The sequence below is a fragment of the Streptomyces sp. NPDC045968 genome, assembly GCF_056430475.1.
This window is the reverse complement of the sequence record NZ_JBWKLF010000005.1, coordinates 454462-467324: the sequence shown is the minus strand read 5'-3', so window position 1 is coordinate 467324 and position 12863 is coordinate 454462. Positions and strand designations below refer to the sequence as shown.

The 12863-nt window shown below is 69.5% G+C and carries 15 protein-coding genes and 3 pseudogenes; 14 read left to right on the top strand and 4 right to left on the bottom strand.

Annotated features, from left to right (window positions below):
* Positions 1 to 135 precede the first annotated feature (135 nt).
* From AC07FA_RS17965 to AC07FA_RS17950, 4 genes and pseudogenes are all read left to right on the top strand, one after another.
* Positions 136 to 426 (top strand): annotated as a pseudogene (locus AC07FA_RS17965) (MerR family transcriptional regulator); the annotation flags it as partial.
* A gap of 371 nt (positions 427 to 797) precedes the next feature.
* Positions 798 to 2426, top strand: a complete 1629-nt coding sequence (locus tag AC07FA_RS17960; protein WP_479076509.1) for a bifunctional phosphatase PAP2/diacylglycerol kinase family protein — start codon at positions 798 to 800, stop codon at positions 2424 to 2426.
* 1 nt (position 2427) lies between these two features.
* Positions 2428 to 3381, top strand: coding sequence for a YihY/virulence factor BrkB family protein (locus tag AC07FA_RS17955; RefSeq protein WP_479076507.1), 954 nt, complete (start codon positions 2428 to 2430; stop codon positions 3379 to 3381).
* Positions 3382 to 4173 carry a phosphatase PAP2 family protein gene (locus AC07FA_RS17950; RefSeq protein WP_479076506.1) on the top strand — a complete coding sequence of 264 codons (792 nt, stop codon included), beginning with the start codon at positions 3382 to 3384 and terminating at the stop codon, positions 4171 to 4173.
* Positions 4174 to 4182: 9 nt separating this feature from the next.
* On the opposite strand, the gene AC07FA_RS17945 is transcribed toward AC07FA_RS17950, so the two are convergent.
* From AC07FA_RS17945 to AC07FA_RS17935, 3 genes and pseudogenes are all read right to left on the bottom strand, one after another.
* Positions 4183 to 4341, bottom strand: coding sequence for a LexA family protein (locus AC07FA_RS17945; protein WP_479076612.1), 159 nt, complete (start codon positions 4339 to 4341; stop codon positions 4183 to 4185).
* 59 nt (positions 4342 to 4400) lie between these two features.
* Complete coding sequence (locus tag AC07FA_RS17940) at positions 4401 to 4592, bottom strand: hypothetical protein (RefSeq protein ID WP_479076504.1); 192 nt, start codon at positions 4590 to 4592, stop codon at positions 4401 to 4403.
* Between the two features lie 106 nt (positions 4593 to 4698).
* Positions 4699 to 5130: pseudogene (locus AC07FA_RS17935) on the bottom strand (transposase); the annotation flags it as partial.
* A 44-nt stretch (positions 5131 to 5174) separates the two neighbouring features.
* Here AC07FA_RS17935 and AC07FA_RS17930 point away from each other — a divergent pair.
* The 3 genes and pseudogenes from AC07FA_RS17930 to AC07FA_RS17920 form a co-directional block, all read left to right on the top strand.
* Positions 5175 to 5691, top strand: a pseudogene (locus AC07FA_RS17930) (transposase); the annotation flags it as partial.
* 728 nt (positions 5692 to 6419) lie between these two features.
* Positions 6420 to 6791 (top strand): hypothetical protein, encoded by a 372-nt coding sequence (locus tag AC07FA_RS17925; protein ID WP_479076502.1) that lies wholly within the window; start codon positions 6420 to 6422, stop codon positions 6789 to 6791.
* 85 nt (positions 6792 to 6876) lie between these two features.
* Positions 6877 to 7152 carry a hypothetical protein gene (locus AC07FA_RS17920; protein WP_479076501.1) on the top strand — a complete coding sequence of 92 codons (276 nt, stop codon included), beginning with the start codon at positions 6877 to 6879 and terminating at the stop codon, positions 7150 to 7152.
* A gap of 12 nt (positions 7153 to 7164) precedes the next feature.
* Here AC07FA_RS17920 and AC07FA_RS17915 read toward each other — a convergent pair whose 3' ends face one another.
* Positions 7165 to 7374 (bottom strand): hypothetical protein, encoded by a 210-nt coding sequence (locus tag AC07FA_RS17915; protein WP_479076500.1) that lies wholly within the window; start codon positions 7372 to 7374, stop codon positions 7165 to 7167.
* Between the two features lie 784 nt (positions 7375 to 8158).
* Here AC07FA_RS17915 and AC07FA_RS17910 point away from each other — a divergent pair.
* The 7 genes from AC07FA_RS17910 (at position 8159) to AC07FA_RS17880 (ending at position 12721) form a co-directional block, all read left to right on the top strand.
* Positions 8159 to 8860: a hypothetical protein gene (locus AC07FA_RS17910; protein ID WP_479076499.1), complete on the top strand. Its 702-nt coding sequence runs from the start codon at positions 8159 to 8161 to the stop codon at positions 8858 to 8860.
* Positions 8861 to 8867: 7 nt separating this feature from the next.
* Positions 8868 to 9452, top strand: coding sequence for a MauE/DoxX family redox-associated membrane protein (locus tag AC07FA_RS17905; protein ID WP_479076498.1), 585 nt, complete (start codon positions 8868 to 8870; stop codon positions 9450 to 9452).
* The gene (locus AC07FA_RS17900; RefSeq protein WP_479076496.1) at positions 9428 to 10018 is read left to right on the top strand and encodes a hypothetical protein; all 591 of its coding nucleotides are present in this window, start codon (positions 9428 to 9430) and stop codon (positions 10016 to 10018) included. The genes AC07FA_RS17905 and AC07FA_RS17900 overlap by 25 nt, the downstream gene beginning before the upstream one ends.
* Positions 10015 to 10932, top strand: coding sequence for a peptidoglycan-binding domain-containing protein (locus AC07FA_RS17895; protein WP_479076495.1), 918 nt, complete (start codon positions 10015 to 10017; stop codon positions 10930 to 10932). The genes AC07FA_RS17900 and AC07FA_RS17895 overlap by 4 nt, the downstream gene beginning before the upstream one ends.
* A gap of 39 nt (positions 10933 to 10971) precedes the next feature.
* Positions 10972 to 11121, top strand: a complete 150-nt coding sequence (locus AC07FA_RS17890) for a hypothetical protein (protein ID WP_479076493.1) — start codon at positions 10972 to 10974, stop codon at positions 11119 to 11121.
* A gap of 60 nt (positions 11122 to 11181) precedes the next feature.
* Positions 11182 to 11697, top strand: a complete 516-nt coding sequence (locus tag AC07FA_RS17885) for a hypothetical protein (protein ID WP_479076492.1) — start codon at positions 11182 to 11184, stop codon at positions 11695 to 11697.
* Between the two features lie 289 nt (positions 11698 to 11986).
* Entirely contained in the window at positions 11987 to 12721 is a 735-nt protein-coding gene (locus AC07FA_RS17880; protein ID WP_479076491.1) for a D-Ala-D-Ala carboxypeptidase family metallohydrolase, read from the top strand.
* The last annotated feature ends 142 nt before the right edge of the window (positions 12722 to 12863 follow it).

Sequence of the window (12863 nt, the reverse complement as noted above, 5' to 3'; positions counted from 1 at the left end):
TCTCGCTGAGTCTCTGCAATGCTGCCAGTGTTCCACGATGCCGCTCACTGCAAGCGGGGACTGCTCCGGTAGGACCGATGTCCAGGTGCTCACACCGTTGTGGGCCAGGACTCCGACGGGGGCAGGATCTGCTGGGGCCCGCACCGCGACATCGCCGCCGCCGTCCGTGACCAGGCCGGCCCGGCCCTGGCCGCCGGCATCGACCCGGCCTCGCCCCAGGCCGATCCGATCGTCGCGGCGTTCACGGCGCACTACGCGCACCTCCTGGCCCGCCCCGACGACGTCGAGCTTCGCCGCAGGCTGGCGGCTCGGGAGAGCGTGAACGACCCCCGCAGGGAGCGGTACCTCCAGCTGCTTGCCGTGGTCAATCTGGCTCCGGTGCTGGACTGGTCCGTCCAGGCTCTGCCCGTCCGGATACAGCGTTAACGGCGCCGTCGCAAGGCGCCATGGGCGGGACGCGTCAGCCATCGGTCGAGGTGAGCCGGGATCCCGCATTGCGCCCGCGGGCGGATAACGGTCCCCGTCGGGAGGTCTGGAGGAGCGAGAAGGGGGAACACGGCGAAACGCCGGGTGAGCCCCGGTTCCACCCACAGCCCGAGGGCCACTGAGACGACGGGAACGCCATGCCGACCGACACACCGGAAAGACGCACCGCCCTCCCCGGTGGGCACGTGTCCGCCACGCCGCCCCCTGTCGGCGAGTGCGTTCCGGGCCAGTCGTCCCGGCTTTCCCGGCCGTCCCGGCCTTCCCGGGCGGATGCGGAGCGCTCGCACCCTGCCCCGGAGACCGCCGGGGGCATGGGCCGGGCCGCGGGAATCATCGCTTCGGCGGCGGTCTGCCAGGCGGCCCTGATGGTGGGTTTCGGACTCCTGATCACCGGACCCGCGGCCCGCGTATGGCCACTGACGACCGAGGACGGGGTCACCGACGCGCTGGAGCGTGCCCGTACCGGCGCGCTCGACACCGTGTCCCTCGTAGTCTCCGAGGCGGGCAACACGGCCACGGTCATCGCGGGCACCCTCCTGGCCTGCCTCGTCCTCCTCGTGGTCCCGCGGCTTCCCAGGTGGCGGGACGCGCTCTTCCTGGCGGTCGCCGTCTCGCTCCAGTCCCTGGTCTTCCTGGTCATCACCGAAGCCGTGGACCGCACCCGGCCGGACGTCGAACGGCTCGACGCCTCGCCCCCCACTTCCAGTTACACCTCCGGACACACCGGCGCGGCGACAGCCCTGTACGCCGGCATCGCGATCCTGGTCCTGCACCGGACGAAGGGGCCGTGGCGCAGAGTCGTGGCGGTACTGCTGCTCCTCGTGCCCTTGCTGGTGGGGATCGCCAGGGCGTACCGGGGCATGCACCATCCGACGGACATCGCGGGCGGCCTGCTCAACGGCGGACTGTCCCTGTTCATCGTCGGCCGCGCCCTGCTGACCGGACCGCACGTGCCCGCCCCCGCGCCTGCCGACGCGGCGGCCCGTAAGGCACCGGCCCCCAGGGCGTCGACGGAGCAGGCTCACGGCCGCACAACGGTGGTCTTCAATCCCACCGTCACCGACGAGGCGGCCTGTGCCGACCTGCGACGGGTTCTCGAGGACCACGGCCACTACGGGGCGGACTTCGTACCGACCACAGCCGACGACACGGGGGAGGGTCAGACGGCGCGCGCGGTACGGGACGGTGCGTCACTCGTCGTGGTCTGCGGCGGCGACGGGACGGTCCGGGCAGCGGCGGAGGCGCTGGCCGGTACGGGCATACCGCTCGCGGTGGTGCCCTGCGGCACGGGCAACCTCCTCGCCCGCAACCTGGGGCTCCCGGTGAAACCGGCGGAGGCGCTGGCCGTCGCGCTGCGCGGCGCTCCGCACCGCATCGACCTCGGGCGGATCGAGGGCGACGGCATGGCGCCCGCGCACTTCACGGTGATGTCCGGGGCCGGGCTCGACGCCGCGATGCTGGAGAGCACCAGCGACCGCGCCAAGGCCGTGCTCGGCTGGCCCGCCTATGTGCTGGCGGGCCTGCGGGAACTGCGCGCGCCCCGGATGCGCCTGACGGTCGGCCTCGACGGGGCGCGGCCCCTGCGCCGCACCGCCCGGATGGTGCTCGTCGCCAACACCGGCAAGGTGCAGGGCGGCGCCGCGCTGGTCCCGGCGGCCCGGCCCGACGACGGCGTGCTCGACCTCATGATCCTCGACCCGCGCGGACCGATGGGCTGGGTGGGCGCCGTCGTCTCGCTGGTACGCCGCAGGCCGGAGAGGGAGATCGGCCACACAGGCCGGTCGCCCGTGGAGTACTTCACCTTCCGTCACGCGGACATCCGCTTCGAGGCACCGCAGCCACGCGAGCTGGACGGCGACCCCGTGGCCCCGGGCAGGCGCGTCACCGCGCAGGTCCGGCCCGGCGCGCTGACCGTGCTCATGCCTGAGCGGGGGGAGTGAGATGGGCACCGCAACCCGGGTCCCGCAGACCCGTGACATGGTCGGCAGCGAACTCTCCGGCGACGAGGCGCTGGCCGCCCTGCGGCGCTACGGCCGATGGCCGCTGCTGCGCGACTCCTTCGTCCGCTTCCGGTACGCCGACGGCTTCAGCCACTCCAGGGCGCTCGCCCTGCAGACCGTGCTGGCCGTGGTGCCGCTGGTCATCGCCTTCGTCGGGCTGTCGACGGCCCTGCACACGGAAAACCTGGGCAGGGTGGCGGAACTGACGATCCACCGGATCACGGCGGGGCCGAGCGCCGCGGTGGTCGACGACGCGCTGGACCGCAGTCGGCGGACGGCCGACGAGGGGGCCCAGCTCGCCCTGTGGTTCGGACTGGTCTTCTCCCTGACCAACACCACGACGGCGATGTGCCAGATAGAGCGCGGTGCCAACCGCATATACGGGGTCGAGCGGGACCGGGTCTTCCATCTGAAGTACCTGCGGGGGCTGGTGATGTCGTTGACCGCCGGAATCCCGCTCGGCATCGGCTTCGTCACCATGGTCGCCGGAGGCGACCTGGTGCCGGCCGTCGTCGAGGTGTACGACCTCGGTGCCGGCGCCCGGTCCACATGCGAACTGCTGCGCTGGCCCGCCGGGGTGGTCCTCGTGGTCATTTCGGCGAGCGCGATCTTCCGCCGTTCGCCGAGGCGCCAGCAACCGGGCTACACCTGGCTCGCCTTCGGTGCCGCCGTGTACCTGGTGCTCTGGACCACGCTGACCTGGCTACTCAGCCTCTACCTCGAGGTCAGCGGCTCGTTCGACACCGTGTACGGCCCGCTCACGGCCTTCATGTCCCTGCTGCTCTGGGCCTACCTCACCTCCATCGCGCTCTTCCTCGGAATCTCCTTCGCCGCCCAGCTGGAGGCGGTGCGGGCCAAGCGGCCCGGTCCCGTACAACCCGATCCAGGAGCCTGAATGACTGCCCGACCCGCTGCCCCGGCCCGACGACGGATCCGCCGGGACGCCGACCGCAGATTCGGGATCCGGCTGTTCGGTTCCGCGGCCGTCGCCGCGGTCGCAGCCGTCCTCTTCGGCCTCCTGTTCGTCCTCGTGGAGAGCGGCTGGGGTCCGCTGCGGCGCCTCGACGCGGGCGCGGCCAGGTGGCTGAACCGGACCGCCCTCGACCATCCGGCGTGGACCGGCACCCTGCGCTTCTTCTCCGACGTGGTGTGGGACCCGGTGACCCTGCGCGCGGCGGTCGCGGTGCTCACCCTGTGGCTGGTGCACCGGCGTGCCTGGCGCCTGGCCACGTGGTCGGCCTTCACCGCCGTGGCGGGAGGGCTGACGGGGCTGCTCGTCAAGATGGTCGTCGAGCGGGCGAGGCCGGACCTGCCGGACCCGGTGGCGCACGCCCCCGGCTTCTCCTTCCCCTCCGGCCACGCGATGACGGCCACGACCTCGTTCGCGATCCTGCTGCTCGTTCTCCTGCCCCTGGTGCGCCCCGGCCTCCGCCCCCTGTGCTGGGCCGTCGCGGCCTTCTCCGTACTGGGTGTCGGCTTCACCCGCATCGCGCTGGGCGTCCACTGGTTCAGTGATGTGGTCGGCGGCTGGACGCTCGGGCTCGCCGTGGTGGCGGTGACCGGCTGGTCCTTCGAGGCATGGCGCGCCGACGCGGGCCTCGGCCGGACCGAGATGGCGGAGGGCCTGGAACCGGAACTGGGCGACGACGACCCGGAGTCGGACGACCCCGCCCCTCGCCGTGACTGACCAACTCCCTCAGGAGCCAAGACGACAGGAGCGCCAGCGTGCACCGGTGCGGCTGACGTAGCCGGGGGCTTCCAGCCGTCCGAGCTGGTAGGCCACGGAGCTGCTGCTGGACAGGCCGACTCGGTGTCCTATCTGCCGGATTGAGGGGCCCTCGCCGTACTCGAGGATCTAGTCGCGAATCGCGCGCAGAATCGCTGCCTGCCTGACGGACAGCGTCTCCGGGCGGTTCACGCTGCGCTCCGCTCGCGCTGCTCCTGGCGGCGGGCGACGCGGCGGAGCTCCACCCGGGCCGCCGGCGTCCGGCCCGCTGGGGTGGACCAGAACGGATGCCAGAGCACCTGGCCCGACAGGGCCAGCAGCCGGCGGCGCAGCGTGGTGGTGCGGTTCGGGCGAGGGGCGGCGAGCTCCCGGTATGTCACGAGCCATGCCCGCTGCGCCTGCACAAGATCGTCGGGGAAAGGGAAGTGCTTTATAACTTCGATTAGAGCACTCGTTCGAATCTCGAGGCCACTCTAAGACCGTGTCCTACATGGTCAGCTTGAGGAACCGTTTGTAGCAGCAGAGAGCGGCTGCGAGTCCGAGAAAGGCCAGGTAGTTGCGGGGTTGGCGTTCGTAGCGGTGGTTGAGTCTGCGGTAGCCGGTCAGCCAGGACATGGTGCGTTCGATGACCCATCTGCGTCGGCCGAGTCGTTCGCTGGAGTCGATGCCCTTGCGTGCGATGCGGACCCCGATGTGTTTGCCCCAGAGCCATCGCCGCAGGTGAGGGATGTTCTACGCCTTGTCGGCGTGCAGGCGGACCGGTTTGGATTCGGTCGCGTGGGATTCGTGTCCCATGCGGAAATGGGACAGCATCGGCTTCAGAGCCTGGCTGTCATAGGTGTTGGCCGCGGAGAGCCCGACGCGTAGGGGCAGTCCGTCCGCGTCAGACAGGACGTGCATCTTGGAACCTGGCTTACCCCCTTGGGTTCTAGCGGTCGTTGCAACACCTCTCCGTGAGGTGTGTGATGTTCGAGATCCGCAAGAATCGCACTCGGGCTCTGGGCGTCCGCCGTCAACTGGTCCGCGAGCGGGAGGAATACTTCCGGCTCGTGGACCTGGGCTATGGCAATACGGAGGCCTGCCGGCTGGTGGGCATCAACGATCGAAGCGGTCGTGAATGGCGCAATGGCCGGACGGCGAAAGAGCGATTTCGTCCGCCGGCACGTCCAGCTCTGCTACCCGCTGCTCCTGGCCGCTATCTGAGCCAGGACGATCGGCTGCACATAGCAGACCGGCTGCGCGAGAAGGCAACGGTCAGGGCGATCGCCGCTGAACTGGGCCGCAGCCCGTCCACCATCAGCCGGGAGATACAACGCAACGGCATCCCACTTCGTGGCGACACCTCACGCTCGGCCTACCGGCCCTACGCGGCTCAATCCCGTGCCGATGCCCGCCGGCCACGGCCGCAGCAGGGAAAGATCACGCCTGCGGGACTACATCCAGGAGCGTCTGGTACGACGCTGGAGCCCTGAACAGATAGCCGGCCAGCCGCCCCGCGACTGCTGCCTCATCACCCAACGACAATTCGGTTCAGGGTGTTAGCCGCTGTAAACCGGCAGCATTCTGGTGATGCCCGTGACCGTCCCGGTTGAGCAACTGGCGCGCGCCGAGATCAGCTCGGGCCTGGCCTAACAAATCGGAGGCGAGGCATTGCTCTGCGTCACTTCACCTGAATGGGTGCATCCGGATGCCCTTCACCTGAGACGGCTCCATAGTGGCGGGTAAATGGGCCTATCGCAAAGTCCCAAAACGCCCAGACTTCCTGGGGCAACGCAGGCGTAGATGCCGGCTATCGCGAGATGGAAGGTGCACATATGTGGCGGAACTGCTCGGACTGTCAAGGACTTTTTTACGCTGGCTACTATGGCGACCATGAGGATTACGACATGGGGAAGTGCCCGCAGGGTGGGATGCATCAACCCGCAGGGCCGCAGTTCACCCTAAGTGAGACATCGGTGCCGCTTATTCCCTCCCAGGCGGATTGGCGGCGATGCACCTACTGTTACGTTCTCTACTTTTCTGGCCACCCGGACCGTCCGCCGAGTTACGGGGAGGATGGCGTCTGTCCGGCACGCCCCGGCCACGGGCACGTTCACGGTGACCCCGCGCCCAACTACACACTGATTTACGGTCTAGGTGAGGGTGATCACCTTCAGAATAATTGGCGTAATTGCTGGAAATGCCAGGCGCTATTCTTTGGTGGCTTCATGTCCAACTCGGTCTGCCCGGCGGACGGAGGGGATCATTACAGTCCCGTAAGTGTCGACAGTACGCCTAATTTCTGTCTTCCCTATCCGATGAAACCACGCATTACTGGAGAGAACCTCGGCAGCTCCAATATTCGGATCCGTGGAATGGATTTCACCATGGAGGGGGGTGTGCGTATTGCGTGGGCAATCTTCAGAAACCCTGCCGATTCGGTGTTGTACCGCGAAGATAGTATCGGGATTGCTCGCGGAATGTCCTCATTCGAATATGCGTTCCACATACCGGAAGCGCACTGGGAGTATGTCAACGTGCGCGCTTGGGATTCGAACAGTGGTGAAACGTCGGCCAATCCGCTGTCGATCAATCACTGAGCAGGTCATTCTGTCAGGGCCTCATAAGCATCCCGGTGAGGTCTGCGGCTACCATCGAACATATGAGCGATAGCCTGCGGATGCGGTGGAGCGCCGGCCCTGGCGCGCGGAGGACGGGTCCGAGCCTGTCGTGCGTTGCTGGCGCCCGGCAGGCCGCCCGGCGCTCTACGTGCGGTTCTGCGGCCGCTGGCGCTACGCCTCCGTGCAGGCCCGGCAGGACCATGCCGACGGGAGCAGGGTCTATCAGGTCGCCGTGGACCTGCGTGGCGACACCACGGTCACCGTCCGGCTCTACCACTGGCCGCAGCCCGGACTCCGCGCGGCCCATGGGGCACCGCTGCAACCGGGCGCCGGCCGCTGAGAAGGGTGGGCCCTACACCTCGATGTAGGCGACCACCACGACGGTCCGCAGCGCGGTCACCCAGTACAGGAGGCGCACCCGCTCGATGTCGTCGGTGTACTGGCGCAGCCGGGGGCCGGCGGTGTCTGCGGGGATCAGTTCACCGACGTCGGGGTCGACGGAGACGACGACCAGGGCGCGGTCCAGGGCGTGGATCTTCGCCTCGCTGGTCAGGTTCTCCATCTGCTTCGCCGCGGAGTCGGAGAACGCGATCCGGGCGCGGCGTGTGCCGCGGGGTCATCAGGCGACGGCCGGGCACTGGGCGGCGAGGCGGGCGAAGTGGGTCTCGCGCAGCTCCTCCCACGGTGTGCAGCCGTCCACGGGCAGGCCGTTGGCGGCGATGTCCTCCAGGACGGCGGCGTGCAGGTCCGCCTCGGGTACACGCCGTCGGGCAGACCGTCGAAGCAGTACTCGTACACACCCTCCGTCGCGGTGGAGTACAGCACCTGCTCCTCCGTGCCTACGACAGCCCTGTTAGTTCGCAGCGTTCTGGCCTTCCCGAGGTACCCGTACGAGCCCTCCGTGTACGCGCGGTCGCCGCCCCACTTCTCGCCGAGCCGGTCCGTGGCGGGGGTGCCGGGCCCTGCGTCGAGCGCGGTCCGGTAGGCGGGCAGCGACATCGTCACCGGGACCTCGATGACCGGGTCCCGCCCGCTGTCGGAGGCCACCTGGACGGTGCCGCGGAGGACCGAGCCCGGCTCGGCGCCGGCCGCGTCGAAGGTCAGCTCTCGACATCCTCCGCCGCACCGGTGTCGAGGCTGCCGGAAGGTGTTCCGGTGACGGGTGTGCGACAGGGGGCGGTTGACGTAGATGCGCCAAACTCCCCTTCGCCCAGTTGCGGCCTGCGCGGCGGGCGCGTGGTCGGCCGCTCCGGCGGCGAGCGACTCATTGACAGGGACATGACCACTGTCTAGTTTGCTGTGCGGCTGCGGTGTCACCTGGACCCCCCGCCCTCGGGAGGATGCACATGGTCGCATCGTTCGTCACGCATCGCGCCCTCGACGGTGGGACGTATCACCTGGAGGGGGACATCGACCTTCAGGAGCCGTGCACCTCGACCGTCGAGGTGGTGGCAGGCGGCCGACTGGTCGAATTCACCGCAGGGCCGGCCTCTCTGGGTGACGCTGTCGCCGCCTCCCTGGGTATCGGGTCAGCCGACTCCGAACTCACCTTCCAAAAGGGCATGTTGCGCATCTTCCGCTCGATGGAGCGGGAGCCGCGTTCAGGGCTTGTGGAGCGGCCGTTGCTCGTCGTGTGGCAGGGCGAGAACCACGCACTGGTGACCCGGTTGTACGGCCTGAGCGTGACCGAGGTGCTCGGGCTGCTGCGGTCGGTGCGCGTCACCGAAAGCGAGTACGGCCTCACGCTGCGGCCGGACACGTCGGCCGGAAGCGCCTTCGCGCGGCCCGCGACGGTGATCAAGGAGCTACCAGGTCTGGGGTTGCTGGAGCTGTCCCGGAGGACGAAGGAGCACACTGCTCAGCTGCCACCCTGGAAGGGTGTGGCGGTCGCGTCCGGTGAGCTGTTCCGCGACGCGCTCTCCGACGGAAGCCCGTTCTTCGTGCTCTCCTCCACCGATATCTGGGCCACCCTGGTTCCGCTGGGATCCACTGCCGTCGAGCGCGTGCCCGAACTCGTCGGGCGGCTCACGCTGCGGCACACCCGGTGATCCGGCGGTGATCGCCTTCTGCGGTGGACTGACCGCCTCCATCGTCGTACTGACTCTCCTCATGGGCGCCGGCTCCCATGCCGCACGCCCAGCCGCTCTGGGTGAGGCGCTGCGGAAGCACGGTGTGCTCGGCCCCCGGTTCCGCCGCTTCGCGGCCGTCGCCGTGCCCTTCCTGGAGCTCGCGCTGGGGCTGGTCGGCGGGTTCGCCCTGCTGACGGGTCACCAGAGAGGACTGCAGGCCGTACTTGCCGCGACCGCCGTCCTCTTCGGGCTCTACGCCGGCTATGCGAGGCACGCCCTTGCCCTCGGACGGGGCGGGCCGTGCGGCTGTTCGGGCGAGGATGTGCCTCTGAGCCACTGGGTGACACGCCGAGCCGCTGCCCTCGCCGTACTCGCGTCTGCCGCCACGGCCGTCGCAGCCATCACGGAGGGTACCCCCGCACCGCTCTCCGCTGCGGAACTGACCACGGTGGCACTCGCAGCACCTGCCTGCGCCCTGCTGCTGTGGTCCCTGCCCGCTGCCATGCACGAGCCGACCGAAGCAACTGCCGAAGGAGTGTCGACGCGATGGACTTCACCACCAGCGCTGTGATCGCCTCGTGGGCAGCGATCGCGCTGCTCGCGCTGGTCGTCTCGGGACTGATCAGGCAGGTGCACCAGCTGTCACGGGCACAGCCGCACCGTCCCGGGCGGGTGGGTATCGCCCCCGGCGCCCCGGCCCCAGGCCTCGATGCGGGCGGCCTCGACGGCGGCCTCGATGCGGGCAGGCTCGATGCGGGCGGCCTCGAACCGGCCGCGCCGGGCAGCCTCCTGACGCCGGGCCGCACCGCGCTGCTGCTCTTCCTCGACGCCGACTGCCGAACCTGCGGCCAGGTGCTCGACGAGGCCGGCGCCTGGACGATCCGCCAGGAGGACGCCACCGCCCCGCAGGTGCTCGGGCTGTACGCGGGCGCCGGACCGCAGGCCGACGGAGGTGCCGTCCCGGTCCGGGATCACCGCCCGGAGCTGTTCACGGCCTACGACATCCCCGCCACTCCCTACGCGGTGGTCATCGATCCACAGGGCCGGATCGCGCGCTCGGAGCCGCTCGGATCACCCACCGCCCTGCTGCGACTGCTCGGCGACATCCAGCCCGCGACGCCGAGGAGCCTGTCGTGAACACACTGGACGACATACCCATGCTGCGCAGTTCCGAGAGCGGTGGCCGCCGCTCCCGGACCAGGCGCGAGGCACTGCCCTCCTTCGCGCCGTCGAGACGCACCGTGCTGCAGGCGGCGACCGCTGCAGGTTTCGCCGCTCTGGGGGTGTTCTCCGCCGCCCGACAGGCCTACGCGGACGGTTACGACATCTGGACCGGTGCGTGCCCGAGTTACGCCGCGGACCACAACTGCTCCCCTGGCTGCGGACCCAGCACCATCTACGCCGACGCGTGCGTGACATCCGGGACGAACACGGGTTTCCACCGGACGGACGGTGTCACCTGGACGCTGCGGCCCAACCAGTGCTACGCCGGTACCTACGACGGCTGGCTGTGGCGGTACAGCGCGGCCTGCGGAAGCTGCGGCTGCGGCATCGAGCGGCGCTGCCACGACGGGTACCGCAACACCGGCTCCGGCTGGGTGAAGTCCATCTGCCGCTGGACCACCGGCTGCGACTGCCCGGGCTCCGTCACCTGGCCGACCATCGGACGCGGCGCCACCGGACCCGACGTACACACCATCCAGCACCTGCTTGCCTTCCGCGGTCACCCGACCGACGCCGACGGAATTTTCGGTCCGGACACCGAGACGCAGGTCGAGGTGTTCCAGTCGGCGAACGGGCTGAGCCCCACCGGCAGTGTCGGTCCGGCCACCTGGCCGGTCCTCGTCGTCACCGTGCGCCAAGGCGACGTGAACGACGGCGTACGCGGCGCGCAGAGGCAGCTCAACAAGCACGGCTCCGCACTGACGGTCGACGGCAACTTCGGTTCGCTCACGAGGCAGGCCGTCCTCTCGTTCCAGTCGTTGCACGGCCTGACCGCCGACGGCGTGGTCGGCCAGAACACCTGGCTCAAGCTCACCGGGACCGTCTAGATGAGCGAATCCGGCCGCCCGACGGCACGGAGGAGCGGCGTGCGCGCCTCACGGGCACTGCTCACCGACCCGGCCCTCCACGCGGCAGCCCTCGGGATCGCCGCGATCACCGCCGCGCTGCACGCCCCCATGCTGACGTGGGCGATCACCGGCGGCCTGGCAGGCTACTCGCTCTCCGGCTCCGTTTGAACGCGCAACAGCGCTTTCGCGCTGGCCTCGCCAGGTTGGCGGGCAACGTACAGACAGGCAGTGATCCTCGGCGTGTTCACCGGCGGCCTGCTGGTCGGCGGGGTGTTGACGGCGGGGGTGCTGTGGCTCCTGTCCGGCCTCTTCACGCCGCTTCCGGTAGGCGTGCGGCAAGGGCTGATCGTGACCGTCGCGCTCCTTGCCGCGCTGCGCGACGCGGGCAGGCTGCCGCTACGGCTGCCGCAGAACGCCCGGCAGATCCCGCAGGACGTTCTGCGGCGCCATCTGGCCGGCGGCGCCCTGCAGTTCGGCTTCGAGCTCGGCACGGGGGTGCGCACCTACGTCTCGGCGAGCGCACCGTACGCGATGGCGGTCGCGGTGCTGCTGTCCGGAGGCTCCTTCGTGCCCGCCCTGGCCGCCGGACTCGGCTTCGGAGCGGGCAGAGCGCTCACTCCGTCTCTGCGCAGGCTGTCCGGGCACGGCGAGCGCTGGGACGGCGCGCTTGTACGGCGACTGACCGGCATGACCGTCCTGTGCTCCTCGCTGATCGCCGCTGCCGCCTGCGGAGTCGTCCAGTAGTGGCGGTACACGATGCGATGGCGGGGGTGGAGGCGGTGCGAGTCCGCCTCACCGTCGTGGTGTCGTGACGGCGGTGGCGGTGCCCCTCGACGCACCGACTGCGCGGGCCCCCTGGCCCGGGCCGTGGATGATGCGCCATCCGACACAACTTCTGCTGCACACACGCTAGTTGTTCCGGAGGTCTGGTCCTGTGGCAGATGGTGACGGTGTGGACACGCGACTGCCGGGGAGGCCAAACTCGCCTCAGCCCTCTAGCGGGGAACCGGCAATGACTCATCACGGAGGCGCGATGTTGAGACGTGTGATCCGACTCGCTCTAGCGTTTGTCATGCCCATGATAATAGCTGTGGGTGGAATGCTCACCACGGCAGCCCCGGCTCAGGCCGACGAGTGCTACACCTGGGGCCGCACCCTCTCCGAGGGCATGTCGGGCTCCGATGTGACCCAGCTGCAGATCCGGGTGGCCGGGCATGTCGACTACGGCGAAATCCTCACCGTCGACGGCAACTTCGGTGCGCGGACCAAGGCCGCTGTCGCCAAGTTCCAGCAGGCTTACGGGCTGGGAGCCGACGGCATCGCGGGTTCCCAGACGTTCAGCAAGATCTACGCACTGCAGGATCCGGACTGCACTCCCATCCACTTCACCTACGCCGAACTGAACACATGCAACTCCGACTGGTCGGGTGGTGCGGTCAGCGCCGCGACGGCCAAGTCCAACGGGCTGCGCACGATGTGGAAGCTCGAGGCCATGCGGCGAGTCATGGGAGATGTCCCGATCTCCGTGAGCAGCGGATTCCGTTCGGTGGCCTGCAACAACGCGGTGGGCGGAGCCTCGAACAGCCGGCACCTGTACGGTGACGCGGCCGATCTGGTCGGCAGCCCGTCGCTGTGCCAGCTCGCCCAGCGTGCCCGCTCCCACGGCTTCGGCGGCATCTTCGGCCCCGGCTACCCCGCACACGACGACCACACCCACGTGGACGGCCGTACAAGCCGCGCCTGGTCCGCACCCAACTGCGGCGTCTGACCGGCGATTGCGTACGCGTACAGCCCTCCGCCCCTCCCCCGGGCCGGCCTCCGGCCGGGGGGAGGGACGGCATCTGATCCAGGTGAAAGGCGCAAACTCCGGGCGGGCGCCACCGCACCCCCCGAAGCCGGGCTACTTTGCC

Excerpts from the sequence above, each read along its gene's own strand:
- AC07FA_RS17900 (WP_479076496.1), top strand. The coding sequence starts at position 9,428 with ATGGACTTCACCACCAGCGCTGTGATCGCCTCGTGGGCAGCGATCGCG.
- AC07FA_RS17950 (WP_479076506.1), top strand. The coding sequence starts at position 3,382 with ATGACTGCCCGACCCGCTGCCCCGGCCCGACGACGGATCCGCCGGGAC.
- AC07FA_RS17960 (WP_479076509.1), top strand. The coding sequence starts at position 798 with ATGGGCCGGGCCGCGGGAATCATCGCTTCGGCGGCGGTCTGCCAGGCG.
- AC07FA_RS17915 (WP_479076500.1), bottom strand. The coding sequence starts at position 7,374 with ATGGAGAACCTGACCAGCGAGGCGAAGATCCACGCCCTGGACCGCGCC.
- AC07FA_RS17910 (WP_479076499.1), top strand. The coding sequence starts at position 8,159 with ATGGTCGCATCGTTCGTCACGCATCGCGCCCTCGACGGTGGGACGTAT.
- AC07FA_RS17955 (WP_479076507.1), top strand. The coding sequence starts at position 2,428 with ATGGGCACCGCAACCCGGGTCCCGCAGACCCGTGACATGGTCGGCAGC.
- AC07FA_RS17925 (WP_479076502.1), top strand. The coding sequence starts at position 6,420 with ATGTCCAACTCGGTCTGCCCGGCGGACGGAGGGGATCATTACAGTCCC.
- AC07FA_RS17880 (WP_479076491.1), top strand. The coding sequence starts at position 11,987 with ATGTTGAGACGTGTGATCCGACTCGCTCTAGCGTTTGTCATGCCCATG.